Origin of the sequence: Kyrpidia tusciae DSM 2912 (assembly GCF_000092905.1) — a bacterium.
Classification (GTDB): Bacteria; Bacillota; Bacilli; order Kyrpidiales; family Kyrpidiaceae; genus Kyrpidia; species Kyrpidia tusciae.
In genome coordinates this window covers 526,767-550,780 of sequence record NC_014098.1, presented here as the reverse complement: position 1 = coordinate 550,780, position 24,014 = coordinate 526,767, and the positions used below count along the sequence as shown (strand labels likewise).

Genomic DNA, 24,014 nt, shown 5'->3' with positions numbered 1-24,014 from the left:
TCAACTCTGCCCGCGCTACTCATGGATCCCACCGGCGGGGGATCCGGCCGTCGCCGTGGTTCCCTGGGTCGGTACCGTGGCGAGGAACTTGCTGAGCGCCCGCAGCTCTTGATCCGTCCCCACAAAGGGAGGCATAAAGGCCCTGGCTTGATGCAGATTTTTTACGTAATTGTAAATGGTCGTCTCATTCCATCCCTGCAACCGAAAGGCGAGATCCCGGCGCTGGCGGGCAAAATTGTGCAAAACGTGGCAACTCTGACATTCCAGCCGAAAAATCTCTCGACCGGCCTCAATTTCCTGTCCCGGTGTCACCTGTTGGATCGGCGAAAACCGAGCGTTGGGCAGAATTCCTTCCGTATTGAGCCGCTCCACATCCGACACCCGTATCCCGTTGGCATACATGTAACCGGAAATCACGTAAGGCTTGCGGATCGATTCCCGGACCATTTCGATTTCCCCGACATAAAACACCGCCAAAGCCATGACCAAAAGCGAAGCCGTCACCCCGATCACCCGGTTGATCCTCCCCGAAGCCGCCAGGCGCATCGGGTAAAAGATCGCCACCATGGCAAACAGGAAGGCGACAAAGATCCCGCCGTAATTGATTAGGTCAAATTGCTGGGGCGACAAGGCCGTGGCCCACTGAATGAGCGCCCGGGCCCCTCCGGGAACCGACTGGTAATACCAGTACCCGGTGAGAAACATCATCACCCCGGCCCCGGCGAGCACTCGCGAAGCCACCCCCAGAACCCGGGCCCGAAGCTCCGGTTTGCGGACCGTGATCTGGGTATAGAGCATCGTGAATCCCGAGGCCAACGCCAAAGCCAAGAAGGTGCGGAAAGCCAGAGAGGGCAAGTAGGTGGGATTGAAAAAGGCTTCCCAGCGGGAACCGTCCGCCAGCCACGCCCCGGGAGTCAGCATGAAGGCCAGAATCCCGGTGATCAAAGTCATGGTCAACCACGAGGATACCGCGTAGGCAATACCGATGTTCCGGTGGAGCACCTTTTTCGCTCCGGTGAGTTTCGGCCAGGTGAAATAGTACAGGACGACGAGGACCACTTCGGAGACAAACACAATCCATTCGGTGAACCAGAACCAGAAAAAGACACGCAGCATCGATCCGATGGCCGCCGGCTGGACCACCCCCGTGGTCAGCCAGATGCCCACTCCTGTAAGGGCCCCCACGGCGGTGGTCACCACGAAGAAGTACTTTAACAACCGGTGGGCAAAATCGTCCATCTCCAGGTCCTTGTGTTTCATGGCGTAGGTTTCAAGGGCCACCACCATGATCGACCCACCGACGGCCGCCCCGTGGCTGATCAGTACGTGAACAATGGCCACCAGGGCAATCAAGCTCCCCGATCCGAACTGGTCCAGGGTGAATACAGGAAATTCCAATCCACGTCACCTCCAGGTACAGGCTGGACAAAGACGATAAAGTTACGCACTCCTTTTCGCGGTCACCACCCCCGATTGTTATTTATCGTTATAAAATAACATATTTCTCACCATCGATTTTATTCGTCTGGATTGTGGGGTAAAGGGGGGATGGGAGACCGCGTGTGACAGTTTGTTGTATTTATCACGAAACCGGCTCCCGGCCCGATCTTTGACGAATCCGAACAGAACCGCGAACATAGCCAGGAAGCTGCCCTGGGTTCCGAAGTCTATCAGGGCTTAGACGTTGCTTCCAGAATCCCGGCCAGACCCGCCACCGCTGGCCGATAGGCCGGTAGGGTTCCCCAGAAAACCGAATGTTCACGGCAAGAATCCCGTACGAGGCCAACCCGCGACGAACCATCGTGTCTTGTCTGCAGTTCACGATTGGCCACCCTCTTGTCCGTATTTCGGAATGGTCTGGGGCGGGATACCAACTTCCCACGCCGACCGCTCCCCTACCAAAACAAAAGAGGTCCGGAAGCAATCCCGGGCCCCTACGTGCAAAATCATTGACACGCATATTTTATGCGCGTTATGATAAAACTGAATGGAGGCAGGCAACATTGGGCAAGCAAGAAGGCTTTATCCCCGACCCAAACCATAAGGGCCACGGAAGCCACCGGCGGTATGTCCGCAAGGACGATCCGACGAGGTTCGCGGACATCAGCTACCACAGCAGCGGTCAAGTGATTCCAAAGGGTACGCTGCGCAACATTGAACGGACCGCACGGATGAAATTCTAAATCCTTGCCCTGCTCAATATCCTTGTCTCCAAGGAAGGAGTGTTACAGGTGCGTTATCCTGCTCATTATATCTACCCGGTGGTTGTCGAAAAGGCCGATGACGACGGGATTGGCATGTACTTCCCCGATTTCCCCGGCACAGCCATCCTTGCCGCCGACATCACCGACGGAATCAAACGGGCGAAAGAAATGCTCATTGACATTCTCCTGGATTTGGAAGAGCAAGGGAAGGACGTTCCGAAGCCCTCCGACCCGACCGGGATTGACCTGCTGGACCCGAGTGACCGCATCGTCTTCATCGAAGTCTTCATGCCTCCGTACCGGGATGAGGACGCCAACAAGACGGTGACGAAAAACTGCACATTGCCGAAGTGGCTCCGGGACGCCGGAGAGGCGGCCGGGTTAAACTTCTCTCAACTCTTGCAATACGCGATTAAGCAGCAATTGGGACTGACTGACAAACATTAAGTTGCCTCTCCAGAATCGAGTCCGAGGGGGCGGTTAGCCCCCGTCCTCTCACACCACCGGACATGGGGGTCCGTGTCCGGCGGTTCATCAAGTTTGACGAAGCCCTCGGTAACGTTCGCTTAAACTCATACATTAAGCGCCCTCTTGCCCCGTTTCATCCGTCACCGCCCACCGACCGGCCAGAAATCTGTACGCCACGGCGGCAAGCAGGTGACACGTCATGATCAAACCCGCCATGGTGATAGCAATGCGGCCGGGCCCGAGCCCGACCAGGGGGGTGACTAAACCGCCGATCAACTGGCCGCTCACCCCAAGCCAAGCCGCCGCACTGCCGGCGACCCGCCCGTGGTTCTGCAGAGCCAGGGAACTGCACGTGGTGCTGATCGCCCCCACCACTGCGATCGCCACGAACAGCGCGGGAAGTACCAACGCTAACCCCGCCCGGGCCATCACCCCGCCGAGAAGCAAGAGGCTGCCCAGCACCGCCACGACCAGGGAAACGCCCAGAACCCGGCGCTCCCCCCATCTTCCCGCCGCCCGGGCGGCGATCTGTCCGGACAGGACAATCCCAATCCCATTGACGGCGAAAACCGCGCTGAACCCCTGGGCCGACACACCGTATTCCTGTTGGAGAACAAAGGACGAACCGGAGATATAACTGAACATGGCCGCAAAAGCAAACCCCTGGGCCAACACATAGCCCAGGAACTCCGGATTTTTGAGCAACATGCCCAGTGTCCCGATCGTCGTCCTGACACCGCCCCGCACCCGCCGGTGGGGCGGGTGGGTTTCCGAAAGCAACCCCCACACCGCCAACCACAAAAGGACGCCCAGCCCACCGAGAACCAGGAACACCCCGCGCCAGGAGGTCACCCGGAGGAGCTGACCGCCGATCACCGGCGCCAACACCGGAGCCGCGCCGTTCACCACCATCAGCAGAGCGAAAAATCGCGTCAATTCCGGCCCTTCGAAGTAGTCTCGGGCAATGGCCCGGGCGATCACGATGCCCGCCGAGCCTGCCATCCCCTGCACAAACCGCAGAGCAATAAACCCATCGATCCGCCCCACCCAAGCTGCCATCACCGACGCCAGCGCGTAGATCATCAGCCCGACGAGGACCGGGCCGCGACGGCCCCGGGAATCGCTGACAGGCCCCGCCACCAGTTGCCCCAGGGCCAGTCCCAACAGACACGCCATGAGGCTCAACTGGGCCGTCGACGCCGCCACACGAAAATCCTCCGCCAACACCGGCAGCGAAGGCAGATACATGTCAACAGTAAAGGGGCCCAGCCCCGTTAAACCGCCCAAGACCAGGGCGAGAATTCCCCGACGCGGGCGAAGGATCTCTTCTTTGACGATTGATGGCTCCAACTCCACCTATCCTCCCCCGCTGGAAACTGGGAATCTGCCTGCCGCATCCCATATCCCATATGATTCGACAGCCTGGGTCAGATCCCTCCCGGCATGGCGGTGTGCCAGATGTGATACAACATGAAGGAAGACTTTGTATCGGTTCGGAAAAATTGTGGCAAAAAATCTTCATCCACGATGAACTTCTGTACTGTCCAGACAGTCTTCTTGTATAGAGGGCAAGGGAGGAGCGCTCCTTGGACGACGACGTGCAGCTCGTTCGACTGGCCAAAGCCGGGAACCGGAAGGCATTCTCCGCGCTCGTGCGCCGATACCAGAATATGGCTTTCCGCACCGCCCTGGCCATCGTGCGGAACCCCGAGGAAGCGGCGGATGTCGCCCAGGAATCCTTCGTCCGGGCTTTTGTCTCTCTTCGCTCCCTCAAAGATGATGGCGCCTTCCCGGGGTGGCTGGCCAGAATCGCCACCCGGCAAGCCCTGAATGCGGTGAAAAATCGCGTCAGAGAAAGGGAGCAAATCCGTTCCGCCGCCGAGCAGGGGGAAGGGGGAGCCACTGGCAACGCCTTCGCCCAGGACCCGGAGGGACGGACGGTTCTGCTCGACGCCCTGGCTCAACTGAGCCCGGAACACCGGGCAGTCCTGGTGCTGCACGAGGTTCATGGATTTCAATATCAAGAGATTGCGGACATCGTGGGCATTCCCGTGGGAACGGTTCGTTCAAGGCTCCATCACGCCCGTCTGCAGCTTCGTCGCTTGTTCATCAACGACTCACCCGAGGAGGAATGGTCGTGGAATGCCGGGAAGTCCAGGAGCGCCTCTCCGCCCATCTCGACGGAGAGCTCCCAGAGGAAGAGGAGACGGCCGTAACGACACATCTGGCCCATTGCCGGGCTTGCAGGAGCCGCCTGGGAGAGTTGCGGTCGGTGTCCGCAGGCATTCGCGGAGCCCTCGCGGCATGGAGCGCCCCGCCAGAATTTGAACATGCGGTAAACCGGCGCATCGCGGCTCTCCGCCGGGCTAAACAACGGTTTCACACCGGAATCGTCGCCCTGGTCGCCACCGGGCTTCTCGCCCTCATGGCCGCCTTCGCCCCGGTGATCGCCCACCCCATCGACCGCATCTTCGTTGGGCTGATCGGTCACCTTCTCCGGAGCGCGAGGATTTTGCTCGGACTGTGGTGGAGTTCCACGGTCATCGGGGAACCGGCCGCGGCCGCAATGGGGATCGGGATAGCCCTGGTGTCCTGGGTCGCGGCCTGGGAGATCATCCGTAGAACCTGGCGATCCTCCTCCACACCAGGGTAAAGCAGTCACGCAGAGACGAGGAGGCTGCACGATGCAGCACGTGGAAGTCAAACAGAAAACGCTTCTGTCGGCGGTGTTCCTTTCCGCCTTGTTGACCCTTTTTTTCGCCGATTCGGCTCCCCAGCGCCTGCTGGCCGCCGTCCCGGATCGGTCCATCGTCGCCCAGAACCCGGTCACCATCCCGTACGGAGATACGGCGGAAGTCGTTCTCGTGGTGGGAAACCCGGCAGACGTGGCCGGCACCGTTCGGGATCTTTTGGTCGTCGCCCGGGGCGACCTGCATCTGCAATCGACGGCCCGGGCGGGGATCGTGGTCACCTGGGGAGGACGGACGGTCATCGACCCCGGGGCCCGGGTGGAGGCCTTGTACCATTTTCCCACCGACGCCGGGTGGTTGGACAGCGTCGCCCTTGGAGCCGCCCTCGCCGCCGGCCTCTGGGCTTTGCGCCTGGCCGGGAGTGTGCTCTTGGTCGTTCTTCCCACTTTGGCGGTTCTCATTTTGCGCCGCCATATGGACGGAACCGTGTCCTATATTGAGGACTCTTTTGGGCGCACCACCCTGGTGGGAGCCCTGGGGTCCTTGGCGGTCGTCGCCCTGAGTGCGGTCCTGGCCGCGACGGTGATCGGCGCCCCCATTGCCGCCCTGATTGTGATCGCGTACGGGATCGCCGGACTCATCGGCCTCGGGGCAGTGTCGGTCTGGGCCGCCCGGCTGCTGCAACCCACAGGTGACGGTCCCGCCCTTTCTTCCCCGGGCCTGCAAGGACTGATCGGCGCGGTTCTCGTCATGGCATTCGCGAATATTCCCGCTGCGGGGCCGGTGCTGCTCGCCCTGGCGTGGTGCGCCGGGATCGGCGCCGTTCTCGCGACGATGACAAACCGCCGGGTCGGTTGGAGAAGGAGGAACCCATGAGTACCTTTGATGTTGCGTTATTTTACGTCTTGAACAGCCAGGCAGGACATCACACCTGGCTGGACGGTTTGATGAGTTCCGTCGCCCAGGACTCCGTCGAGATCTATGCCATCGCCTTTATCGCCCTGTGGCTGCTCTTGCCCAAACGGGAGGAAGGGCCCCGGCACGCCTTGGTGGTGGCAGTTTTCGCCGGCATCCTGGCCTTGCTGGTGAACCTTATCATCTCCCATATATGGTTTCGCCCGCGTCCGTTCACGGTCCTGGCGGCGGGCACCTTCACCGAGGTCATCCCCCACACACCTGACGCCTCGTTCCCCAGTGACCACGCATCGGGCAGCTTTGCTCTGGCCTCTGCAACTTGGGGGAAAATCAACCGCCGGGTGGCTGCGGGATTGACAGGCCTGGCGGTCCTGACGATGATCGCCCGGGTGTACACCGGGGTGCACTGGCCGACGGACGTGTTGGCCGGAATGGTGATCGGCGTGTTCGCCGGCCGCGTCATTTGGAAAATCGGTGCACCCATTCTTTCTTTGACCCGCATTGGACTGCGGATCTTCCATTTTGGCCGCTATGCCCGGGGCTAAATCCCGGGCGGCCCCGGCCGGGCCGGATATACCGGTCCCCCTCTGTTTTCCAGAACCTTCTAATCTTTTCATATACGTCGCACTTCGTCCTCACAGATGTCATGCGTGGTTTACGTGAGCCCATTGATTTCGGTTTATTGCGTCGTATAATATAACACGTATCTCATAGTCGGTCTGACGAAACCCCGCCTTGTTAAGATTACTTTACGTATCGTTGACATGCCCGAAGGGAAAGGAGTCAACAATATGGAAAGAGCCGAGGTCACCCAGCAGGTGATCGAAGCAAAGCGCCGGTTAGGCCTAAAATGGAAGGACATTGCCGGCGCGATCGGCCGGTCCGAGGCGTGGACAGCCACCGCCTTGCTCGGTCAGGCACCGCTTTCCCCGGAAGAAGCACAAAAGGTGGGCAGTTTGCTGGAGCTCCCGGAAGACGTGGTGCAGGCGTTGACGGTCATCCCGTACCGCGGAACGACGGTCCCCATGCCCCCCACGGATCCCGTCCTGTATCGATTTTACGAGATCCTGTTGGTCTACGGGCCGGCGCTCAAAGAGCTGATCCACGAAAAATTCGGCGACGGCATCATGTCCGCCATCGATTTTGAAATGAGCGTGCGCCGGGTTGAAGATCCCAAAGGGGATCGGGTGCACGTTGTGATGAACGGCAAATTCCTTCCCTATCGAAAATGGTAACAGCTGTATTCAACCTCCTTGCCCCAAAAGATCCCTCCCCGGTGCCTTTCGACCAGGGAGGGATTCGCGTGAAAGAGCCGTCAAGCATCAAACCGTTTTAAGATTGTTTCACGCCCTCTTCCGCACGCCAACTCGGCGGGCGTTTCTCGAAAAAGGCGCGAATGCCTTCTACGGCGTCGGGATGGGCGCTGTTGAGTGTGATGACCCCGCTGGCATACTCCAGGGCCGACGCATCGTCCATGGAAAGCTGCCTATAAAACATTCGCTTGCCAATCTCCAGGGTGGACAAGCTGTGCCGGGCGACCCGGTCAGCCAACTCCTCCACCGCCGCATCCAATTCCTCGGGCGGAACCACCCGATTGACCAGCCCGTGAAGCAGCGCCTCTTCGGCCGAGATAAAATCCCCGGTGAACAACATCTCCGCCGCTTTTTTGCGTCCCACGTTCCGGCTCACAAATACCGCCGGCGTGCTGCAAAACAGGCCAATGTTGACCCCCGGGGTTGCGAACTTGGCGTCCCTGCTGGCCACCGCCAGATCGCAGGCCGCCACCAACTGGCACCCCGCCGCCGTGGCCACCCCGTGCACCTTCGCCAAGGTCACCTGGGGCAGGCGCTGCAGACCCAGCATAAAGGTCTGGCAGACGTTGAACAACTCCAGCACCTCATCCGAGGGCTGACCGCCGATCTCCCGCAGATTGTGTCCGGAACTGAACACTTTGCCTTCGGCCTGAATGATCACCACATTCAGATCCCGCCGCGGCCGGATCTCCCCGAGCACCTGGTTGAACTCTTCCAGGACCGCCCGGGACAACGCATTGCGCTGACGGTCGTTGTTCAAGGTCACATAGGCTTTCTTGCCCGATTCCCGATAGGTGATATATTCCATCTCCCCGCTCCCCCTTCCCGACACAAACTGGATCCATCCCCGAGCACCGGCTTCGGGTCCCCGCTCCATGATCCACTATAAACGAATTTGGCCAATTCCGCCAAATGAAAAAGCATTAAATATCCCGCCGAGCAAACCGAAAGCATCCCCAGAGGAGCACCGCGACAATATAAACGCCCACGTACACCAGAAAGGCATCGCTCGGCGCGTTGAGGCTGGCAAAGGGCCCCAGCATCCGGGCGGTACTGTCACCGACAGGAATTCCGCTTCCCGCCGTCACCTCGTACACCATCCGGCGATACAGGGCATCCGAAGGCATGAGAAGACTGGTCACCAGCCCCATTTTCTCCCCCACCTGACTGGAGGACCCGAGACTCATGAATTGCTCCATCAGCCCTCCCAACATCCCCAGCCCGTACAAAAGAGTGACCGCCACGCCATTGCCCAGAGTCGGCAAATACGCCGACCCCAGCAGCGTCACGGCGCTGAGCGCCAAGGGCATCAGCTCCAAGGCAAAAAAGGCCCGGAGCAGGGAGGCGATATCCAGGGGAAAATCCAGGAAAAGGTGCACCATCGACACCAAAGCCCAGAACAAGACCCCGGCGTACAACAACCCCCAGATCGCCAGCCCGGCCCATTTTCCCAGATACACCTCCCACCTCTCCACCGGCCGGGGGAGGATCGAATAAAGGATGCCGCTCTCGATCTCACCGGAAATCGTCCCGGCCGACGAAAAAATGACCAAAAAAGCCACCATGAAGTTGGCAAAAAACACCCCGGCCACCAGCAACCCCGCACCCTGCAGATACTGATCCAGCAAATTGCTCACCGACGGCGACCGTGCGCTGACCCGGGCCATATAGGAAAGGCCCCACCCGTACAGACCCAGGAACACCCCGGTGAGCAACACCGTCACCAAAAACACGCGTCTACGCAGGATCTCTCGCCAGGTCAAGAGCATCACGGGAACCACGGATCTCTCCCCCCTCTCCATCCGCCAAGGCGAGAAACCACTCCTCCAGATGGGTCTGCACGGGGCCCGACGCGTACACCGCGATCCCCTGCTCCACCAGCAAGGCGTTGATCCACCCCGCCTGCTCCCGATCCGTCAAAACGGCCTGAAGGCGGGCAAAGCCACGCTCATCCGCCTCCACCACCTGGATGGAAATCCCGACAGGCTCCACGAGCCCCTGAAGAATGCCCGGTTCCCACCCTCCCACTTCAAACTCCCACCTGAGCTCAGGGTGCAACAGCGCCTCCACCGCCCCCTGGGCCCGAACCCGCCCGTTCATGAGGAAGGCCACCTCGTCGCACACCGACTCGACATCTTCTAATAAATGGGTGTTCAGAAAAATGGTCTTGCCCTCCTGGCGCAGTCGCAGCAACAACTGGCGCATGTCGTGACGCCCCATGGGATCCAGGGCGGACGACGGCTCGTCGAGAAACAGAAGGGGCGGATCGAGCAGAAGGGCGCAGGCCCATCCCAAGCGCTGCTGCATCCCCTTCGAAAAATGGCGGACCCGCTCCCCGGCCCTCCCTTCCAGCCCCACGTCCGTGAGCACCTGGCTGATCCGCTTCTCCCGCCGCTCGCCCTTAAGGCCCCCGAGTTGGGCGTGAAAGCGAAGGACCTCCTCCGCCGTCAGCCAATCCTGGTACCGGAATAACTCCGGCAAATAACCGATCTGGCGCCGGATCTCCCGGTGGCCGAGGGGCAGGCCGAGAATCTCCGCCCGCCCCGCATCCGGCCGGATGAGACCCACAAGCATCTTGACAAAGGTGCTCTTCCCCGCTCCGTTCGGGCCGAGAAACCCGAAGATCTGGCCGGACTTGACCGACAGGGTGATCCCCCGGCACCCGGCGCCCGACCCGTACACCTTTGTCAGCCGCTGGGTTTGGATGGCCACGCTCATCGATCGATCGCCTCGGCCATCTGTATCAAGGAGGCATCGGTGGGAAAATCGGCCGCCGTGCCGTCCAGATTATAGAGCACCCCGTTGTTATACCAGAGAATCGTGCTGAAATGAGCCGCCGAATCCCGCATCAGCACCGCCTCATGCCCGTTCACCGTGGTATTCACCGCCCCTCCCGGGCCCGAGGGCACAAACAGGGTACTTTTCCAGTTCTCCGACTGGCTCAAACGCTGGCGCATATCCTGGGGCAAAAAGGGCAGATCGAGCAGGACTTGGCGCACATCTTCCATGTTCACCCCCGGGGGGACCTCGATCCAGGGCGACTTCGTCTGCGTTAAACTGATGGAACCTTGCTTGCCATGAGAGCTCTGGCTGACCACCATCGGAAAGCGAACCACGATGCTCTGGCCTTCGAGTTCGGTCGGCAGGACACTTTTTCCGCCCAGGCGGTGGATCAGTTCGTTGATCTTCGCCACGTGAGGCCGCAGGATGATCTCCTGGGCGCCCTGCACGTGGACTTGATCACTCGGCGATGTGCCCGGGAGCGCTTTCAGCGGGTAACCGGCCAATTTCTGCGCCTCGGCGAAGGACACGTCCTGATAGGTCCCGCCCCCTTTGCGGTCCAACTGCCCATACTGTTTCAGATCAATATGCGTCACCCCGGCCTGTTCAAGAGCATTTTGAAGCTGGGTGAAGTCGTTGGGCTGCAGAGCCACCAGGTGTTCGATCCGAAAGGTCTGCAGCATCGCCGCCCAGGCCTTTCCCGCCCCGGGGGCTTGGGCGCCCACCACGAGGACGGCGACGGCCGCAGCCGACCCCGCCGCCCCGATCCATTTTTTCCGCCGCTTGGCGGCACGCCCCCGGGACGGGGCCGTGTCATCGGCGGGTTCCTGAAGGAACGCCCGCCCCGTGATCGCCGGCTCGGTTGCAAGAGACTGGGTTTGCACCGCCGGCCCCGGGGAGCGCTGCGGGGCCTCGGCCGGGGTCATCCGGGCAAAACCCGCCGGTTCGTCTTGAATCCGTTTCTGAAATCTTTCCCAGGCCTGATCGATCTCCGGGGACGGAACTTGAGATTTGCCGCCGGACTCGTTCGCGGCAGGAAGAGTGTCCTCCAGGAACCCCAGGCGATTTTCCACAAAACGGGTGAGGTCGATGGCTTCCCGGAGTTGTTGCCGGCAATCGGAACACTGGAGGACATGCTCCAACCACCGCAGGCGCTGTTCCCTCGTGCCCTCCCGGTCAATCAATGCCTGAACTGCGGATGGGTCGCACGGACGATTCTTCTCCACGGGCGGGACCTCCTTCTTGGTATAATTTTTTGAAACGGGCGGCCGCACGGATCAACAGCGTACCCACCTGCTCCTTCGGAACCTGCAAATAATCCGCGATCTCCCGATAGCTGTAACCCGAATGGCGCAGCCAGAGGGCCTTGCGATCCCGCTCCGACATCTGGCGCAACACCCCCTGCACCCGGGTTCGCTCCCAATCTTGAAGAACCACATGCTCGCTGGAGGGAGTTGCCTCCTCCGTTCCCTCGGCGTGCTCCATCTGCTCCAAAGTTCGTCTGTGCCGGTGCACGGCCCGAAGATAATCGTAGGCCATCCGGGTGCAGGTCCGGTGCAGCCACGGGGCCACTTTGGACGGATCATCCGGAGGATGCCGGTACAGGCGAACGAACACCTCCTGGGCCAAATCCTCCACCGCATCCGGGGCTGCGATCAGGGAGCGGAGGGTGCGCACCACCCGGGGATAATGAAGCCGGAATAGCTCCTGAAAATCGGCGGGGATTTCGTCAGCCAACTTGCCACCTCCTCCCGTGCGTCGATGGGGGGCACTTCATGAGGAAGACGTCCCACGAAGGGTAAATGTATCACATCTCGTACAACCCGCGGCAGTGGAAGTGGAGAAACGTGGCCTCTCCAACGTCATCGAGCAAAGTTCCATAAGTCCCGCCTGAAGACAGCCTCCTGCGGGGGAGAATGCCTCCCACAATTCATCCAGGGAGCGAAATGCCGCGATGGTCTGAAGGGCATAGCGGCACCCGGGCAGAGCCGGCTGTCTTGCTGCTCAGGATATTGGAACTTGAGACAACGGCCAGAAAAAAGTTATTGACGGACTCGGCAAGCAAATTCCCGATTCTTTCCCTGTGTCCTCTTTTTTTCGGGCAAGCGAGGCTTGTGTCCGATACATGCACTTGGTTTCGAAAAATTCTAGGCGGGCATTTCAGCTTTAAGAACAGGACGGTTTTGATATAATGTTGAATAAGGAAAGCAGGTTATTCGTAATCTGGAAGTGATTGGTGAAGCGTCAAAAAATGTTTCCGATGAAATACGCGGCAAATATCCGGAGATTCCATGGAAGAAGATGATTGGACTAAAGAATATTCTTATTCATGAGTATTTCGGGATCGATGAAAGCATTGTTTGGGAGAAGGCCATTCAGGAAATCGGAGACATCACTTAACAATTCTCCGCTCGTATGATAGTAGCACAAGTTCCCTTTCGTTGAATTTCCAGTAGGTCCGGAACTGCTGGAGCAGCGCTGGAGAATTTCCAGAGCCGGCTTTAACATCAGAAGCGATATCATTCATTTCTTTAAATCCTCTGGCGTTTCTCCAAGGATCATCCGACAAATGTTGTTTGCCCTGTTTTCTTCACGGCTTTTTCCCGTATGCCCGGACGATTTCGCCACGGCCGCAGACGGCGAGCCGGCTTGCCCCCCGCCGGGGAGCGGGAACGTCACCTGGTGGAGGGCGGCCGATTCACAGACTACCGTTCCTCTTTTGAAGGGCCGTACACGCCGGGAACGCGCAGTCCGGCCTGGCGCATCAACACGGTCATTTGTCCCCGATGATGGGTTTGGTGCTGAATCAGGATGCGCAGTGTAAAGGCGACAGTCCACGGCTCACCGTACATGTTCCTCGTTTCCCGCAGCGTCTCGTCGCTCCACTGGGTTTGCGCCGCTTCCAGCGCCGCCAGTGAAGTTTTTTGGTACGCTTCGGCGATCGTCCCGGCCGAATCGGGAACCCGACGGTCGTCTCCAAGCGATTCGAACTGCAGCCCGGCGTGGGACAATATCTCGTGGACCGAGGTGACCAGGTGCCAGGCGATCTCGCCCAGTGTGCGGTGTCCCGGGGCCACCTGCCTGGCCAGGGACTCGTCGGTCAACGCCTCAAGCACCCGCTGGGTGGCGGCCGACTCGTGGCTCCACTCCTCCGCAAAATCTCGAATGGTCGCAAACATGGCCATTCCTCCCTCATGGTTTATCCTGCTGGGTCGGCGGCCCAACATCAGCATACACCATGTTCACTGACAACATGATGTCAGGATTGTCGGTTCGGTCTCGGTTGGCGCACCGTTTATCTTCTCAATGTATGCCTCGACAGAAAGGTGATGCCATTTCTCAGACCGCCGCTCCACCTCATTGCGCATGAACCAAGCTCCTTCCAACGGTTTGAAGAACGTGCTCCGGGACTTTTCCTCTTGACTTTCCCCTCCACGGGAAGGTGTACCCTTGATATCGAGGTCTCAATCTGCAGGCATGTGAGGAGGGAATATGGACATGTTCAAAATCAGCGAGTTTTCCAAAATCATCCGGGTATCCGTCAAGACGTTGCGTTATTATGACCGCTTGGGACTGCTCAGGCCTGCCCGCACGGACGATGTCACGGGTTACCGCTATTATACAGCAGATCAATTGTTCCGCCTTCACCGCATCCTCGCCTATAACTCAAGTTTGACAGTACCCTTGATTTGACGCGGGTTCGTCGGCTCAAGTTTGTACCACACGCGCTTTAGCGATCAGGGCAAAATCGGAAGCATGTTGTCAGAGTTGGACATAACAGGCTAGATTCCTTGCCTTCTTCTCAGCCGAACGGCGGCGTCAACCATGCAGCGCCATGAACCACTGCGCCGACCAAAAAGATCATGAAAAGGATTTGATGCACCCGTTTCAGGACTGTTCAGCATTCCACTCCAAGAATGATCACGGCTGGTTGACCCTGGCCATGCTTCATCGCCGATTCCCGACTGAACCATTATCCGGCGGGCACTCGATCTCTTGACAATCGTCTCGCCAAGACGGCAAAGATCAACATGGAAACCCCTACCGAAGCGGCGCTGACAGTGAACAAGACCGGATATCCCGTGTATTGGGAAACCCAACCGAGTATGATCGACCCGAGCCCGATTCCCAAATCAAATGCGGTAAAAAACGAAGCATTGGCCACCCCTTTCCGGTCCGGGCGGGCCAGGCGCAAGATTGCCGATTGAAGGGCCGGCTGCGCTGAACCGAATCCGATGCCATACAGAACGGCTGAAGCCATTACGCCCATCAACCCGTCCGAGAAGCTCAATACCAGCAAAGCCGAAATCGTGACCAGCAGGGCCGGCACAATCACAAAGATCTCGCCGAGCCGGTCCGAAAGTTTCCCCGCAACGGGCCGGACCAGGGTAAGAGCGACGGCGTATACCAGAAAGAACGCGCCGGAATTGACTTTGATCGATTCGGCAAAAAGCGGCAAAAATGTGGTAATTCCCCCATAAGAGACGGTCAGAAAAAAGATCGCCGCCATGACGGGGAGAACCGATCGTTCAAAGAATGCGATTCTCCCCGCTGTGGCTTTGGGTTGAAAGGGCATGGTTGTGGCAACGGCCAGAAACAACGCCATAACCGAAAGGCCGGTGGAAAACAGGAACAGGCCGTGAAACGAATGGTGCTGCATGACCCAAGTTCCAAGCCATGGGCCGATCGCCATGGCCACGGTCATGGCCATACCGTACCACCCCATGCCCTCACCGCGGCGAGCGACCGGAATCATATCTGTAATGGCCGTGCCTGCGGCGGTGGTGGAGACAGCCCAGCTCATCCCGTGCACAATCCTCAATGCGATCAACATCGCGATGCCGCCCACCCAGTCATATAAGAATACCGACAAGGCGAAGAAAACCAGCCCCCAGACCAAAAATGGCCGCCTGCCGTAGCGATCCAGCAGTCCTCCGACGACCGGACGAAACATCACGGCGGACAGCGTGAACACGCCCACCGCCAGTCCCACCTGCGACTCGCTGCCCCCCAACTGTTTGATAAAAAGCGGGAATGTCGGAAGCAGTAAATAAAATCCCGTAAACAGAAAAAGCATCCCCACGGTCATTTGTATAAAGGGTTTCGTCCACAGGCGATCCACGCTCATTCCTCCCGTCATTCCTCGGCAGCCCGAATTCGCTCGATCTCCTCCGTCACCCATTGGACAGCAGTCAATCCGACATGTTTTCGGTAATCGAACATTCGCAACAACTGAATGCGCTTGTTCTCCGGAATCTCTTTTTGGGAAATGACCTCTGATTCGGATTTCACGTACTCCAGGTTGTATCGAAGGTACTCTCGATACTGTTCCAGACACGCAATCCGAACGTCTTTCGTGACATGCTGGAAGTAAGCCATCTTAAAGAGAAAAATAAGTTCCGTCTCCATGTTGTACTCCAACGGTTCCCTCATCAGTTCTTGAAAGCGCTCACGGCCGGCTTCCGTCACTTCGTACATTTTTCGCAATCTCCCCCCCTGTTGTGGCCCTTCGGGCCGGGGACGGATCCAGCCTCTCTTCACCAGCCGGGAGATGAGCGGATACAGAGTTCCCGAACTGATTTGCCGAATGGGCCCAACCGCATGTTTAAGGCTCTCTTGAAGCCGGTAGCCGTGTTTGTCCCCCGTCATCAACTCGCCCAAGACAAACAATTCGTACATTCCAACCCCGCTCCATATATCGTTTCGACATATCGCTACGACCTAAATGATAGGCCGTGGCGATATAAATGTCAACAAGGGTTTGGAGCCTCATTGAAGAACGCGGTTCAATGGGTCTTCGCATGATAACGGTCGCTCATCGGCTCCACAAAGCGAACGGCAAATACGAGGCTGAATGCGAAGTTGCTCACGGTCGATTACGACTTGGCGAAGTTGCTCGGTAAAACTTTCGAACATGCCAAAGCTAATGTAGTATACAATGAACAACTGCGGTTGACTTTAGAAGGATATAGCGGAGGTCTTGCCATGGACAGAAGAAAGGTACTGGAGAAAATTGAACAATGCGGCCGGGAGGATTTGGAGGAATGGAAGAAACACGTCCTCCGGTGCAAAGAGTTCTTTCTCAGGGACAAGAACCGGTTTGAGGTAGAGGAATGCAACTTTCTGCTGGAACAAATCGATCGAAGGTTGAGGAATTTTTCGGAGAAATAATGGAAATTGGAAGGAAAAATCATTGTTCCGTTCGCCACATGCGGAGAAGAGACAAAACGGGTTCATCATATGGGGAGTGATATGGTCTTTCCTCTTTGCGCTGATCAGTTTCATCTTAATCATTATGGTCCGGTTTTTCGAAGGGATTCGTTTTCCGTATCAAGGCCAGCACGCTCCATAATCCGACAGCCACAAAACCGATGGAGGCGAAGAAGGCCGCTTTGAATCCGGTTACCCCTGCCGCAGAAACCGGGGTTGAAAGGCCCGGCTCATGCCGGAGTGCGCCATCCGAAAAGGCGTTGGCCACCGTCACCAGCACGGCCAATCCCAGCGCCGCCCCGATCTGCGGTGCGGTGTTCCATAGGCCCGAGGCCAGACCTTGTTCCTGCGGGGCCATTCCTGCGGTGGCCGCAATGGCTCCCGCCACAATGACGCACGAGACGCCAAAACCGATGAGCATCATACCGGGGAGAACCACACTCCAGTAACTTCCTTCTGTCGAAATCCGGGCCAACATCAGCACCCCTGCTCCGAAACCGAGCATTCCTCCGGACAAGACCGCCTTCACTCCGACCCTCGATACGTACCTGCCGATCAGATTGGCGGCAACGAGAACCGTGATCTCTTGCGGGAGAAAGGCAAATCCGGTGGCCAAAGGGCCGAAACCCAGCACGTTTTGCAGATAGAGCGTGAGCATGAAAATCGTCGGCCCCATGACCGAACCGAAGACGCCTCCGGCCATCCATGCGCCGACAAACGTTCGGTTCCGGAAGATTTCCAATGGGATCAAGGGATTTCCGATCCGCGATTCGATGAAAAGAAAAACCAGCAGAAGGAAGAGAGCCGGCAGGAAAAAACTCCATGTTCGAACGGAAAACAGTCCGGATGTTCCGGCCGCCGAGCAGGCGTAAACCAGCAACGTCAGCCCCGCCGTCGCCACAACCGAACCGGGGACGTCGACGGGCTGCCGAAGGCGTTCGCTTTCCCGAAGCAGACGGGGCGCCAGGGCGATCACCAGGATCCCGATCGGGATGTTTACATAAAAGATCCATCTCCACCCGAACGCTCCGGTCAAGATGCCGCCCAAGATCAGACCGACGGTGAATCCTGCGGCGGATACGGTGCCCAGGACACCCAACGCTCGATTTCGCTCCTCTCCTTCCGGAAAGGCCATGGCCAGGAGTGACAGGACGGCGGGCGCGATCATCGCCGCCCCCAGCCCTTGCAACGCCCGGGCGGCGATCAGGAGACCGGTCCCGGAAGCGAGACCTCCGGCCGCCGAGGCTGCGGTAAACAGGGCCATGCCGGCCATCAGCATGCGTCGCCGCCCAAAGAGGTCTCCCATTCGCCCCCCGAGGAGCAGAAATCCGCCAAACGACAGAGCATATGCCGTAACGACCCATTGAAGCTGATGGGTGGGGATATGGATGTCCGCCTGGATGGCGGGAAGCGCCACATGAACGATCGACGTGTCCAGAAGGATCGTCAGCTGTGCCGCGCACAGGACAAAAAGAACGCTGTTGCAAACGGAGCTGCGGATTGTGGCCACGGCTTTCCTTCCTTTCCGCACGCTCAATGGATCGTTTTGACCAATCCGCCGTCGATCACGTAATTGGCGCCCGTGATCATCGACGCCCGGTCCGAGGCCAGGAAGACGACGAGATGGGCGACTTCGTGCGGTTCTGCAAATCGTCCGAGGGTGATGCCGAAACTCGCCGCCAGTTCGTGCAGATCGGCGGGCACACCTTCCCACATGGCCGTCCTCGTGGGTCCCGGTGCGACGGCATTGGCGCGGATCCCTTTCGGACCGAATTCTTCCGCCAGACTTTTGGTCAGATTGGTGACCGCCGCTTTGGCCGCGCTGTAGGCGGGGATGGGGGGAGCCGGCATCATGGCGTTCATCGTGGAGATGTTGACGATGGTTCCGCCTTGCTTCATGAGCAGGGGGAGCGCGGCGCGGGTCACCCGCACCACACTCATCAGGTTGACTTCGATCATCTCCCTCCATTCCTCGTCCGTGATATCCAGGAAACCCGCTCCCCTGCGGGGATCGGTCGCGCCGATGTTGTTGACCAGGATATCCGCCTTGCCGAACCGGGAGTTCACTTCATCCGCCAGGAGTTGGGCTCCTTCCGCCGTAGCGGCGTTCAACGCCGCCGGAAAAACGCGTCCCGTCGCGGCAAGCTCCTCCAATTCCCGGGAGGGTGTCCGCGTGGAGGCGACCACCCGCGCTCCCGATTCGGACAGGGCCCTCGCCACCGCCAGTCCGATACCGCGGCTTGCCCCGGAAACAATGGCAACCCTGCCCGCCAACGAAATGTGCATGAAAACCATCTCCTTTTTTGATGATGCAAGATTCATCCTGACGAACATGATGAATGAATTTCCGATTTTTTTAAAGTACGCATTTTATTGGTACATAGTGCGGAGAAACGGACCTTGGTACGTTTTTCATACCAAGTACGAAAAACAGGAGTACTTTCATTTTCCGTGATATTGGTTGATAATAACCGTACCGGATGACCGGGGAGAGGAGGATGGGGAGTCATGTCGGATTCAGCCCGCCATGTCTATACGACAGAAGGAATTGTGACGACACTTCGCGCGATCGGGGGAAAATGGAAACCATTGATTTTGTTCATTTTGCTGCATGAAGGCACCAAGCGATTCGGGGAATTGCGGCGTCTTCTGCCCGAAGTGAAGCAGGGAATGCTGACGAAGCAACTCCGGGAACTGGAGCGGGACGGACTGGTGACCCGGGTTGTCCATCAGGAGATCCCGCCGCGGGTGGAGTATTCCCTTTCCGAACATGGAAAGACGCTGGGAGAGGTCTTAAAGAAAATGTGCGATTGGGGATTCATGCACAGGGAGCAGATGAAGATTGTTCCCTGACAACCTGTTGTCTCTGCGGTTGGTTATTATATTTATGAGAGAATACAGATAAAACCGGGGGAGAAAGAGATGGAGGAAAAAGTGTACATTGCTGTAACGGGAATTCATCATTATTTCGGCCCGCAAGTTTTTCAATTGAACCAAATCATCGTTTTGACCAAAGAACCGGATAATTCCCATGATGCTGAAGCGATTCGAGCTGAAATTCCACCGATCGGCAAGGTGGGGTACGTGGCCAACAGCCCGCATACCGTTCCCCGAGGATGCCGCAGCGCAGGACGGATCTACGATATGTTTGAACAAAGCATGGCCGGAGTTGTGAGGTTTATTCTCAAAGATACGGTGATTGTGGAATTGTTGCCTGATATAAAGGAGATTGAATACAGCTTTTGGCCTTCTGCGAAGAAGAGAAGTGCCGAAAATCAACGTCACCTGATAGAATCTGATATAGGGTGATGTTCAGGTGAAGCTCTATTCGATTCGAGAGTTTGCGGAGAAACTCGGCGTCAGCGTCTCCACACTTCGAGCGTGGGACAGGGAAGGCAAGCTGGTGCCTTTGCGAACTCCTACCAACAAGCGCAGATACACCGAGGATATGTTTTATCAAGCGTTAGGAAGTGGCTCATAAGGACCGGCTGGTCCGGTTTGGGTTTGATTTCTTGGAGGACCTGTTTGCACGGTTCGGTTGCGAGATTCTGGTGGTCAACAAGGCCGAGGACATGTCACCGGCCCAGGAACTGGCCGAAGATCTAATAAGCATTGTCCGGCATTTTGCGGCAAAACTCTACGGGTCACGAACCTACAGGGCGCGGAAACTGACCAAAGCGGTTCGGGAGGAGTTGGCCGGTGCGACAGACGATCCGACAAAAGAGCCTGCCGCTGAATCGTGAGAAATGGAGGCAGATCGTCGAAGTGGCCGAGGCGTATTCCCGGCAGAAGGACGCCTTCTTGGTGGAGTACGCGCAGGTGAAGTCCCTCAAGGATCTGGGGTATAAACGGAGAATTCGGGATGAACGGGTGGCCGCCGGGTTTGTGAGTCCCTTTGGTCTTCAGGCCCGGCAGTGGAAGCTGGCTTTGGAAGACGCCTTATGGACCTTGGAGCGACAGTGGGAAGCGGCGATTGCCGAGGTGCGGGACCGTCTTCACCGCAACGAGGGGTTAACCCCGAAGGAACGGGATTACGCCTTCTGGTTGCTGGACAAGTTCGGGGACAGCCCCCGGGATTGGAGAAAGATTGAGGCGATTTTTCGGGATGAGGATCTGGCGGGGAAAAAGACCGAATTGGAGCCGGCCGGGCGGAAGAAGATCCGCCACGGACTGAAGCGGCTGTTTCGCCGGGTCCTGGGAAAGAGGCCGCGGGTCAAGAAAGCCCGGAGTTTTGTTGTGGATCAGCAGATGTACCGAGTGTTCATGGTGGGCAACCGGCAGTATGTGGCGGTGATGGGGTTGTCCCCGAGAAAAAGGATCGTGATCCCCCTTTCTGGGATTCACAAGCTGAGGGGCAATCTGCGGGTGGTTCTGCTGCCGGACGAACAGGCGGTGGAGATTCATATGAGCCGGGAACCGAAGACCTACCCGGCCGGGGAGGAAGAGGCGGGAATCGACCTGGGAGTCACCGAAGTTCTGACGGACGACTCGGGGAAGAAGTATCGGCCGGAGTACGGCCAGGCCCTGCAAGAGATGTCGGACCACGTGCTGGACAAAGGACGGAAACGCCAGAAGCTGTGGGCGTTGTATCGCAAAAACCGGGAGCGGGACCCGGGAAAGGCCAGGCGAATTCGTCGGCACAACCTGGGGCTGGTGAAACAGCACAAGCGACACAGGCGGTACCGGGCGTGGTGCGAGAACGAGATCAACCGGGCGTTTCGGGCGTTTTTTCGGGAACGCCGGCCGAGGGTGATCGCCTGCGAAGATTTGTCCCACCTGCGGGGGAAGGCGAGGAACAAGGGGCTGTCCCGCAAGGTGAGCCAGTGGCAACGGCAGGCGATCCGGGAGCGACTGGAATACTTGTGCCATGTTTATTCCATAACCGATCCGGGACCGGTGAACGCCGCATATACGAGCCAGACCTGTCCCTGTCCCGGATGCGGGTGGGTGGACGGCAAGAACCGCAACGGCGATTCGTTCCGATGCCAAAAGTGCGGATATGAAGGAGATGCGGACCATGTGGCGGCGACCAATGTGAAGGGGCGTCTTCGCGACCAAGAGATCACAAAGTACACCCCACACAAAGAAGTCAAAAGAATTTTGCTGAAGCGCTACTGGGAGAACCACGCATGAATGAATCAGAGTTCCCGGGATGTTCCCGGGAGGACGGGACAGGGACAGGCCTGGCGGGAGAAAGACCGTGAGGGCGTGCGGGGGTTGGCGAAGGCCGCACGGAACACGGCTTTGACGATGAGGCGCAAGCGGAGCGCCGCCGGGTGGCTGATCCTGGGGGGTTCGGCCAAACGGCCTTCCGGGTTGGCGAAAGCGATCCCTGTCCTGCCGGTGGGAGACGCGCAAGCGTCGAGGGACCACTCCGCCGTTTGGAAACTGTCGGTGTCGGGCGCTGGTCGGCGGACGGCCTGATGGTACTGTTTCGGGCGGGACTCCAGATGCTTGGCCCCAGGGCCTCGCCAATCGGGTCTTCGGGGAGCAGCCAGCCTCTCGGAGAGCGTAAACTGTTTTGCTGTCAAGTCTGTCAATGTTTGATAGAAGGTGATAGCAAAAATGAAACAGATTGTGATGATCAAGATACTGGAAGAAAACAAGAGCAAAGTGATCGTCATTGGCGAATAATTGGTCGCCGAATCATCGGCATCTTTCCGGATGCGGCGCATGGACGGATCCACTGCATCTCTGAAAGGAGCACGGGAGCATGCCGAAAGCGGCCCATATGCTGGCCATCCTGTGGCTGCTGAAATCGCGAAAGCGGATGACGGCGAGGGAATTGGCGGAGGAATTGGAGATTCATGTCCGGACCGTTTACCGGTGTATCGACGCCCTGTGCGCCAGCGGAGTCCCGATTCGGTCCGAATCCGGGCATCATGGCGGGTACAGCTTGCTGGAATCTTTCGCCGAAGCTCCGCTGTTTTTTGACCCGGATGAGCAGAAAGCGCTCATGCATGCGGCCATCTTTGCCCGGGAGGCGGGGTATCCCTTCGGCGAGGCGTTGAACCGGGCCATCGACAAGTTAAAAAGATACGCCAATGAGGAACAGTTGGCACACATCAACCGCCATGTCGCCGGCTTCGACGTCATCATTCCGCCGTCCGATTCTTCCCCGGAAGCGCTCCTCAAAGAATTGGAAAGGTCGGTGGCGGACGGCCGCACCCTGTTCATCGAATATCAAAAAGGGGATGGAACGGTTCGATCCCGACACATCGATCCCTACGGGCTCGTGTATTGGAAAGGCAGATGGTATGTTGTCGCCCACTGCCATTTTCGCCGTGAAATCCGCTGTTTCCGCGCGGATCGCATCCGGGCTTTCTCCCTCACGGATTCCGTGTTCCAACGGCCACCCGAGTTTTCCGCCCGTCAGTTCTTTCTCCAACGCATGCTTCCCGACACAGTCAATTCCGAGCAGCCCGTTGTCATCCACATCCGGGGAAAAGAAGAGGCCGTCCAGGATTTGTGCCGGCAATGGTTGTTCGGGCACGTTCTGGTGAAACGCTCGGGGAATGAAGCGTGGTTCGGGGTCGATGAGCGGGCGATTCGCACGTATGTGCCTTATTTCCTCCTGACGTACGGAACATCGATCCGGGTGCTGGAGCCGTCCCTCCTGCAGGAAAGATTGGTGGAGGTCGCTTCGGAATTGCTGGATCACTACCGATGTGTTCCCTTCACTGACCGCGAGTGTCAGTGAAGGTTTTTTATCATGAATTCAAGCCGGCAAATTCAGATTTTGAGTCCGCCGCCGCAATGCCGGCCAATCCGCATGGTAGGGCACAAAGGAGGGATCCCCGGTGAGGCATCGCGCGCTGCAATTGTATGATTATCACGTGTGGGCCAATGAAAAAGTGTTCCGGCACCTGAAAGAACTTCCCAAGGAGATTGTTCACAAAGAGATTCCGAGCGTTTTTCCGTCCCTGTTCGACGCGCTGGTCCACATGTACCGGGTGGACAACACCTGGCTGCTGGCGATGTCCGGGAGATTGGACGAAATCGTGCCGTCGGCGGACAGGATTGCGGAGGAGACCAAAGGGAAAGGCGTCGGGGAACTGCAGACGATGTTCATCCAATTATCCGAGCGGTACAAGGCGTTCCTCGGCACGGTCGATCTGGAGGCCGTTTCTTCTTACACGCATCCCCGTTACGGGACGCTCAACGCCCGGTACGGCGACATCGTGCAGCATGTCGTCAACCACGGAACGTATCACCGCGGCAATATCACGGCCATGCTGCGGCAGTTGGGATATGCCGGGACCCCGACGGACTATGTGTTTTATTTGTATGATGTGAAGGACCGGCTGTAGCGGGGACGAGCCTGTTTGCCGAAATTCTTTGGAAAGCGCCCGGCCACGACTCCGGGAACGAACCGTTCATCCCTCCTCTTCTAGATGGGAAAGATAACTCCTGCCACGATCCCGGGATTCATG

At 58.2% G+C, this 24,014-nt stretch carries 28 protein-coding genes and 1 pseudogene; 17 read left to right on the top strand and 12 right to left on the bottom strand.

Annotated features, from left to right (window positions below):
- Nucleotides 1-15: 15 nt before the first annotated feature.
- Nucleotides 16-1,398, bottom strand: coding sequence for a cytochrome c (locus tag BTUS_RS02815; RefSeq protein ID WP_013074616.1), 1,383 nt, complete (start codon nucleotides 1,396-1,398; stop codon nucleotides 16-18).
- A gap of 605 nt (nucleotides 1,399-2,003) precedes the next feature.
- Here BTUS_RS02815 and BTUS_RS02810 point away from each other — a divergent pair.
- Both BTUS_RS02810 and BTUS_RS02805 read left to right on the top strand, forming a co-directional pair.
- Entirely contained in the window at nucleotides 2,004-2,183 is a 180-nt protein-coding gene (locus BTUS_RS02810; protein ID WP_013074615.1) for a type II toxin-antitoxin system HicA family toxin, read from the top strand.
- 48 nt (nucleotides 2,184-2,231) lie between these two features.
- Nucleotides 2,232-2,651: a type II toxin-antitoxin system HicB family antitoxin gene (locus BTUS_RS02805; protein WP_013074614.1), complete on the top strand. Its 420-nt coding sequence runs from the start codon at nucleotides 2,232-2,234 to the stop codon at nucleotides 2,649-2,651.
- Between the two features lie 132 nt (nucleotides 2,652-2,783).
- On the opposite strand, the gene BTUS_RS02800 is transcribed toward BTUS_RS02805, so the two are convergent.
- Nucleotides 2,784-4,022, bottom strand: coding sequence for a multidrug effflux MFS transporter (locus BTUS_RS02800; RefSeq protein ID WP_013074613.1), 1,239 nt, complete (start codon nucleotides 4,020-4,022; stop codon nucleotides 2,784-2,786).
- Nucleotides 4,023-4,258: 236 nt separating this feature from the next.
- Here BTUS_RS02800 and BTUS_RS02795 point away from each other — a divergent pair, with 236 nt between their 5' ends.
- The 5 genes from BTUS_RS02795 to cynS all read left to right on the top strand — a co-directional run bounded on the left by BTUS_RS02795 (nucleotide 4,259) and on the right by cynS (nucleotide 7,512).
- Nucleotides 4,259-4,888, top strand: a complete 630-nt coding sequence (locus BTUS_RS02795) for an RNA polymerase sigma factor (RefSeq protein ID WP_013074612.1) — start codon at nucleotides 4,259-4,261, stop codon at nucleotides 4,886-4,888.
- Nucleotides 4,810-5,325: an anti-sigma factor family protein gene (locus tag BTUS_RS02790; RefSeq protein WP_169307930.1), complete on the top strand. Its 516-nt coding sequence runs from the start codon at nucleotides 4,810-4,812 to the stop codon at nucleotides 5,323-5,325. The genes BTUS_RS02795 and BTUS_RS02790 overlap by 79 nt, the downstream gene beginning before the upstream one ends.
- Before the next feature lie 31 nt (nucleotides 5,326-5,356).
- On the top strand, nucleotides 5,357-6,238 hold the full coding sequence (locus BTUS_RS02785; protein WP_013074610.1) for a hypothetical protein: 882 nt from the start codon (nucleotides 5,357-5,359) through the stop codon (nucleotides 6,236-6,238).
- Nucleotides 6,235-6,822, top strand: a complete 588-nt coding sequence (locus tag BTUS_RS02780) for a phosphatase PAP2 family protein (protein ID WP_013074609.1) — start codon at nucleotides 6,235-6,237, stop codon at nucleotides 6,820-6,822. The genes BTUS_RS02785 and BTUS_RS02780 overlap by 4 nt, the downstream gene beginning before the upstream one ends.
- A gap of 246 nt (nucleotides 6,823-7,068) precedes the next feature.
- Nucleotides 7,069-7,512, top strand: a complete 444-nt coding sequence (cynS, locus tag BTUS_RS02775) for a cyanase (protein WP_013074608.1) — start codon at nucleotides 7,069-7,071, stop codon at nucleotides 7,510-7,512.
- A gap of 97 nt (nucleotides 7,513-7,609) precedes the next feature.
- On the opposite strand, the gene BTUS_RS02770 is transcribed toward cynS, so the two are convergent.
- The 5 genes from BTUS_RS02770 to BTUS_RS02750 all read right to left on the bottom strand — a co-directional run bounded on the left by BTUS_RS02770 (nucleotide 7,610) and on the right by BTUS_RS02750 (nucleotide 12,108).
- Nucleotides 7,610-8,398, bottom strand: coding sequence for an enoyl-CoA hydratase (locus tag BTUS_RS02770; RefSeq protein ID WP_013074607.1), 789 nt, complete (start codon nucleotides 8,396-8,398; stop codon nucleotides 7,610-7,612).
- A gap of 115 nt (nucleotides 8,399-8,513) precedes the next feature.
- Entirely contained in the window at nucleotides 8,514-9,371 is an 858-nt protein-coding gene (locus tag BTUS_RS02765; protein WP_169307929.1) for an ABC transporter permease, read from the bottom strand.
- Nucleotides 9,328-10,308 carry an ABC transporter ATP-binding protein gene (locus BTUS_RS02760; RefSeq protein WP_013074605.1) on the bottom strand — a complete coding sequence of 327 codons (981 nt, stop codon included), beginning with the start codon at nucleotides 10,306-10,308 and terminating at the stop codon, nucleotides 9,328-9,330. The genes BTUS_RS02765 and BTUS_RS02760 overlap by 44 nt, the downstream gene beginning before the upstream one ends.
- Complete coding sequence (locus BTUS_RS02755; protein ID WP_013074604.1) at nucleotides 10,305-11,597, bottom strand: hypothetical protein; 1,293 nt, start codon at nucleotides 11,595-11,597, stop codon at nucleotides 10,305-10,307. Before BTUS_RS02755 ends, BTUS_RS02760 begins: the two co-directional genes overlap by 4 nt.
- The gene (locus BTUS_RS02750; protein WP_013074603.1) at nucleotides 11,548-12,108 is read right to left on the bottom strand and encodes a sigma-70 family RNA polymerase sigma factor; all 561 of its coding nucleotides are present in this window, start codon (nucleotides 12,106-12,108) and stop codon (nucleotides 11,548-11,550) included. The genes BTUS_RS02755 and BTUS_RS02750 overlap by 50 nt, the downstream gene beginning before the upstream one ends.
- A gap of 477 nt (nucleotides 12,109-12,585) precedes the next feature.
- Here BTUS_RS02750 and BTUS_RS02745 point away from each other — a divergent pair, with 477 nt between their 5' ends.
- Nucleotides 12,586-12,771: a HepT-like ribonuclease domain-containing protein gene (locus BTUS_RS02745; protein ID WP_322785832.1), complete on the top strand. Its 186-nt coding sequence runs from the start codon at nucleotides 12,586-12,588 to the stop codon at nucleotides 12,769-12,771.
- 305 nt (nucleotides 12,772-13,076) lie between these two features.
- On the opposite strand, the gene BTUS_RS02740 is transcribed toward BTUS_RS02745, so the two are convergent.
- Nucleotides 13,077-13,550 (bottom strand): DinB family protein, encoded by a 474-nt coding sequence (locus BTUS_RS02740; RefSeq protein ID WP_013074602.1) that lies wholly within the window; start codon nucleotides 13,548-13,550, stop codon nucleotides 13,077-13,079.
- Between the two features lie 319 nt (nucleotides 13,551-13,869).
- Between BTUS_RS02740 and BTUS_RS02735 the strand changes: the two genes are divergently transcribed.
- Nucleotides 13,870-14,064 carry a MerR family transcriptional regulator gene (locus BTUS_RS02735; protein ID WP_013074601.1) on the top strand — a complete coding sequence of 65 codons (195 nt, stop codon included), beginning with the start codon at nucleotides 13,870-13,872 and terminating at the stop codon, nucleotides 14,062-14,064.
- 280 nt (nucleotides 14,065-14,344) lie between these two features.
- Here the strand turns inward: BTUS_RS02735 and BTUS_RS02730 are convergent, their stop codons facing one another.
- Together BTUS_RS02730 and BTUS_RS02725 are read right to left on the bottom strand one after the other, a co-directional pair.
- Nucleotides 14,345-15,493, bottom strand: a complete 1,149-nt coding sequence (locus BTUS_RS02730) for an MFS transporter (protein ID WP_013074600.1) — start codon at nucleotides 15,491-15,493, stop codon at nucleotides 14,345-14,347.
- Nucleotides 15,494-15,507: 14 nt separating this feature from the next.
- On the bottom strand, nucleotides 15,508-16,050 hold the full coding sequence (locus BTUS_RS02725) for a PadR family transcriptional regulator (RefSeq protein ID WP_013074599.1): 543 nt from the start codon (nucleotides 16,048-16,050) through the stop codon (nucleotides 15,508-15,510).
- A 306-nt stretch (nucleotides 16,051-16,356) separates the two neighbouring features.
- On the opposite strand from BTUS_RS02725, the gene BTUS_RS02720 reads away from it, so the two are divergent.
- Nucleotides 16,357-16,542 (top strand): hypothetical protein, encoded by a 186-nt coding sequence (locus BTUS_RS02720; RefSeq protein ID WP_041303632.1) that lies wholly within the window; start codon nucleotides 16,357-16,359, stop codon nucleotides 16,540-16,542.
- Between the two features lie 115 nt (nucleotides 16,543-16,657).
- On the opposite strand, the gene BTUS_RS02715 is transcribed toward BTUS_RS02720, so the two are convergent.
- Together BTUS_RS02715 and BTUS_RS02710 are read right to left on the bottom strand one after the other, a co-directional pair.
- Nucleotides 16,658-18,091: an MFS transporter gene (locus BTUS_RS02715; RefSeq protein WP_013074597.1), complete on the bottom strand. Its 1,434-nt coding sequence runs from the start codon at nucleotides 18,089-18,091 to the stop codon at nucleotides 16,658-16,660.
- 23 nt (nucleotides 18,092-18,114) lie between these two features.
- Nucleotides 18,115-18,867 carry an SDR family NAD(P)-dependent oxidoreductase gene (locus BTUS_RS02710; protein ID WP_013074596.1) on the bottom strand — a complete coding sequence of 251 codons (753 nt, stop codon included), beginning with the start codon at nucleotides 18,865-18,867 and terminating at the stop codon, nucleotides 18,115-18,117.
- A gap of 222 nt (nucleotides 18,868-19,089) precedes the next feature.
- Between BTUS_RS02710 and BTUS_RS02705 the strand changes: the two genes are divergently transcribed.
- The 7 genes and pseudogenes from BTUS_RS02705 to BTUS_RS02675 all read left to right on the top strand — a co-directional run bounded on the left by BTUS_RS02705 (nucleotide 19,090) and on the right by BTUS_RS02675 (nucleotide 23,891).
- Nucleotides 19,090-19,434 (top strand): winged helix-turn-helix transcriptional regulator, encoded by a 345-nt coding sequence (locus tag BTUS_RS02705; RefSeq protein WP_013074595.1) that lies wholly within the window; start codon nucleotides 19,090-19,092, stop codon nucleotides 19,432-19,434.
- Between the two features lie 69 nt (nucleotides 19,435-19,503).
- Nucleotides 19,504-19,890, top strand: a complete 387-nt coding sequence (locus tag BTUS_RS02700) for an HIRAN domain-containing protein (RefSeq protein WP_013074594.1) — start codon at nucleotides 19,504-19,506, stop codon at nucleotides 19,888-19,890.
- Nucleotides 19,891-19,897: 7 nt separating this feature from the next.
- Nucleotides 19,898-20,324 (top strand): annotated as a pseudogene (locus tag BTUS_RS19185) (IS607 family transposase).
- Nucleotides 20,325-20,385: 61 nt separating this feature from the next.
- Complete coding sequence (locus BTUS_RS02690; RefSeq protein ID WP_013074593.1) at nucleotides 20,386-21,714, top strand: RNA-guided endonuclease InsQ/TnpB family protein; 1,329 nt, start codon at nucleotides 20,386-20,388, stop codon at nucleotides 21,712-21,714.
- The gene (locus BTUS_RS02685) at nucleotides 21,715-22,005 is read left to right on the top strand and encodes a hypothetical protein (protein ID WP_013074592.1); all 291 of its coding nucleotides are present in this window, start codon (nucleotides 21,715-21,717) and stop codon (nucleotides 22,003-22,005) included.
- Nucleotides 22,006-22,294: 289 nt separating this feature from the next.
- Nucleotides 22,295-23,281 (top strand): helix-turn-helix transcriptional regulator, encoded by a 987-nt coding sequence (locus BTUS_RS02680; RefSeq protein WP_013074591.1) that lies wholly within the window; start codon nucleotides 22,295-22,297, stop codon nucleotides 23,279-23,281.
- A 100-nt stretch (nucleotides 23,282-23,381) separates the two neighbouring features.
- Nucleotides 23,382-23,891, top strand: a complete 510-nt coding sequence (locus BTUS_RS02675; protein ID WP_013074590.1) for a DinB family protein — start codon at nucleotides 23,382-23,384, stop codon at nucleotides 23,889-23,891.
- Nucleotides 23,892-24,014 lie beyond the last annotated feature (123 nt).

What these genes read in the sequence shown, in the direction of transcription:
- BTUS_RS02785 (WP_013074610.1), top strand. Translation starts at nt 5,357, where the DNA reads ATGCAGCACGTGGAAGTCAAACAGAAAACGCTTCTGTCGGCGGTGTTC.
- BTUS_RS02780 (WP_013074609.1), top strand. Translation starts at nt 6,235, where the DNA reads ATGAGTACCTTTGATGTTGCGTTATTTTACGTCTTGAACAGCCAGGCA.
- cynS (WP_013074608.1), top strand. Translation starts at nt 7,069, where the DNA reads ATGGAAAGAGCCGAGGTCACCCAGCAGGTGATCGAAGCAAAGCGCCGG.
- BTUS_RS02770 (WP_013074607.1), bottom strand. Translation starts at nt 8,398, where the DNA reads ATGGAATATATCACCTATCGGGAATCGGGCAAGAAAGCCTATGTGACC.
- BTUS_RS02760 (WP_013074605.1), bottom strand. Translation starts at nt 10,308, where the DNA reads ATGAGCGTGGCCATCCAAACCCAGCGGCTGACAAAGGTGTACGGGTCG.
- BTUS_RS02740 (WP_013074602.1), bottom strand. Translation starts at nt 13,550, where the DNA reads ATGTTTGCGACCATTCGAGATTTTGCGGAGGAGTGGAGCCACGAGTCG.
- BTUS_RS02735 (WP_013074601.1), top strand. Translation starts at nt 13,870, where the DNA reads ATGTTCAAAATCAGCGAGTTTTCCAAAATCATCCGGGTATCCGTCAAG.
- BTUS_RS02725 (WP_013074599.1), bottom strand. Translation starts at nt 16,050, where the DNA reads ATGTACGAATTGTTTGTCTTGGGCGAGTTGATGACGGGGGACAAACAC.
- BTUS_RS02720 (WP_041303632.1), top strand. Translation starts at nt 16,357, where the DNA reads ATGGACAGAAGAAAGGTACTGGAGAAAATTGAACAATGCGGCCGGGAG.
- BTUS_RS02710 (WP_013074596.1), bottom strand. Translation starts at nt 18,867, where the DNA reads ATGCACATTTCGTTGGCGGGCAGGGTTGCCATTGTTTCCGGGGCAAGC.
- BTUS_RS02705 (WP_013074595.1), top strand. Translation starts at nt 19,090, where the DNA reads ATGTCGGATTCAGCCCGCCATGTCTATACGACAGAAGGAATTGTGACG.
- BTUS_RS02700 (WP_013074594.1), top strand. Translation starts at nt 19,504, where the DNA reads ATGGAGGAAAAAGTGTACATTGCTGTAACGGGAATTCATCATTATTTC.
- BTUS_RS02685 (WP_013074592.1), top strand. Translation starts at nt 21,715, where the DNA reads ATGAATCAGAGTTCCCGGGATGTTCCCGGGAGGACGGGACAGGGACAG.
- BTUS_RS02680 (WP_013074591.1), top strand. Translation starts at nt 22,295, where the DNA reads ATGCCGAAAGCGGCCCATATGCTGGCCATCCTGTGGCTGCTGAAATCG.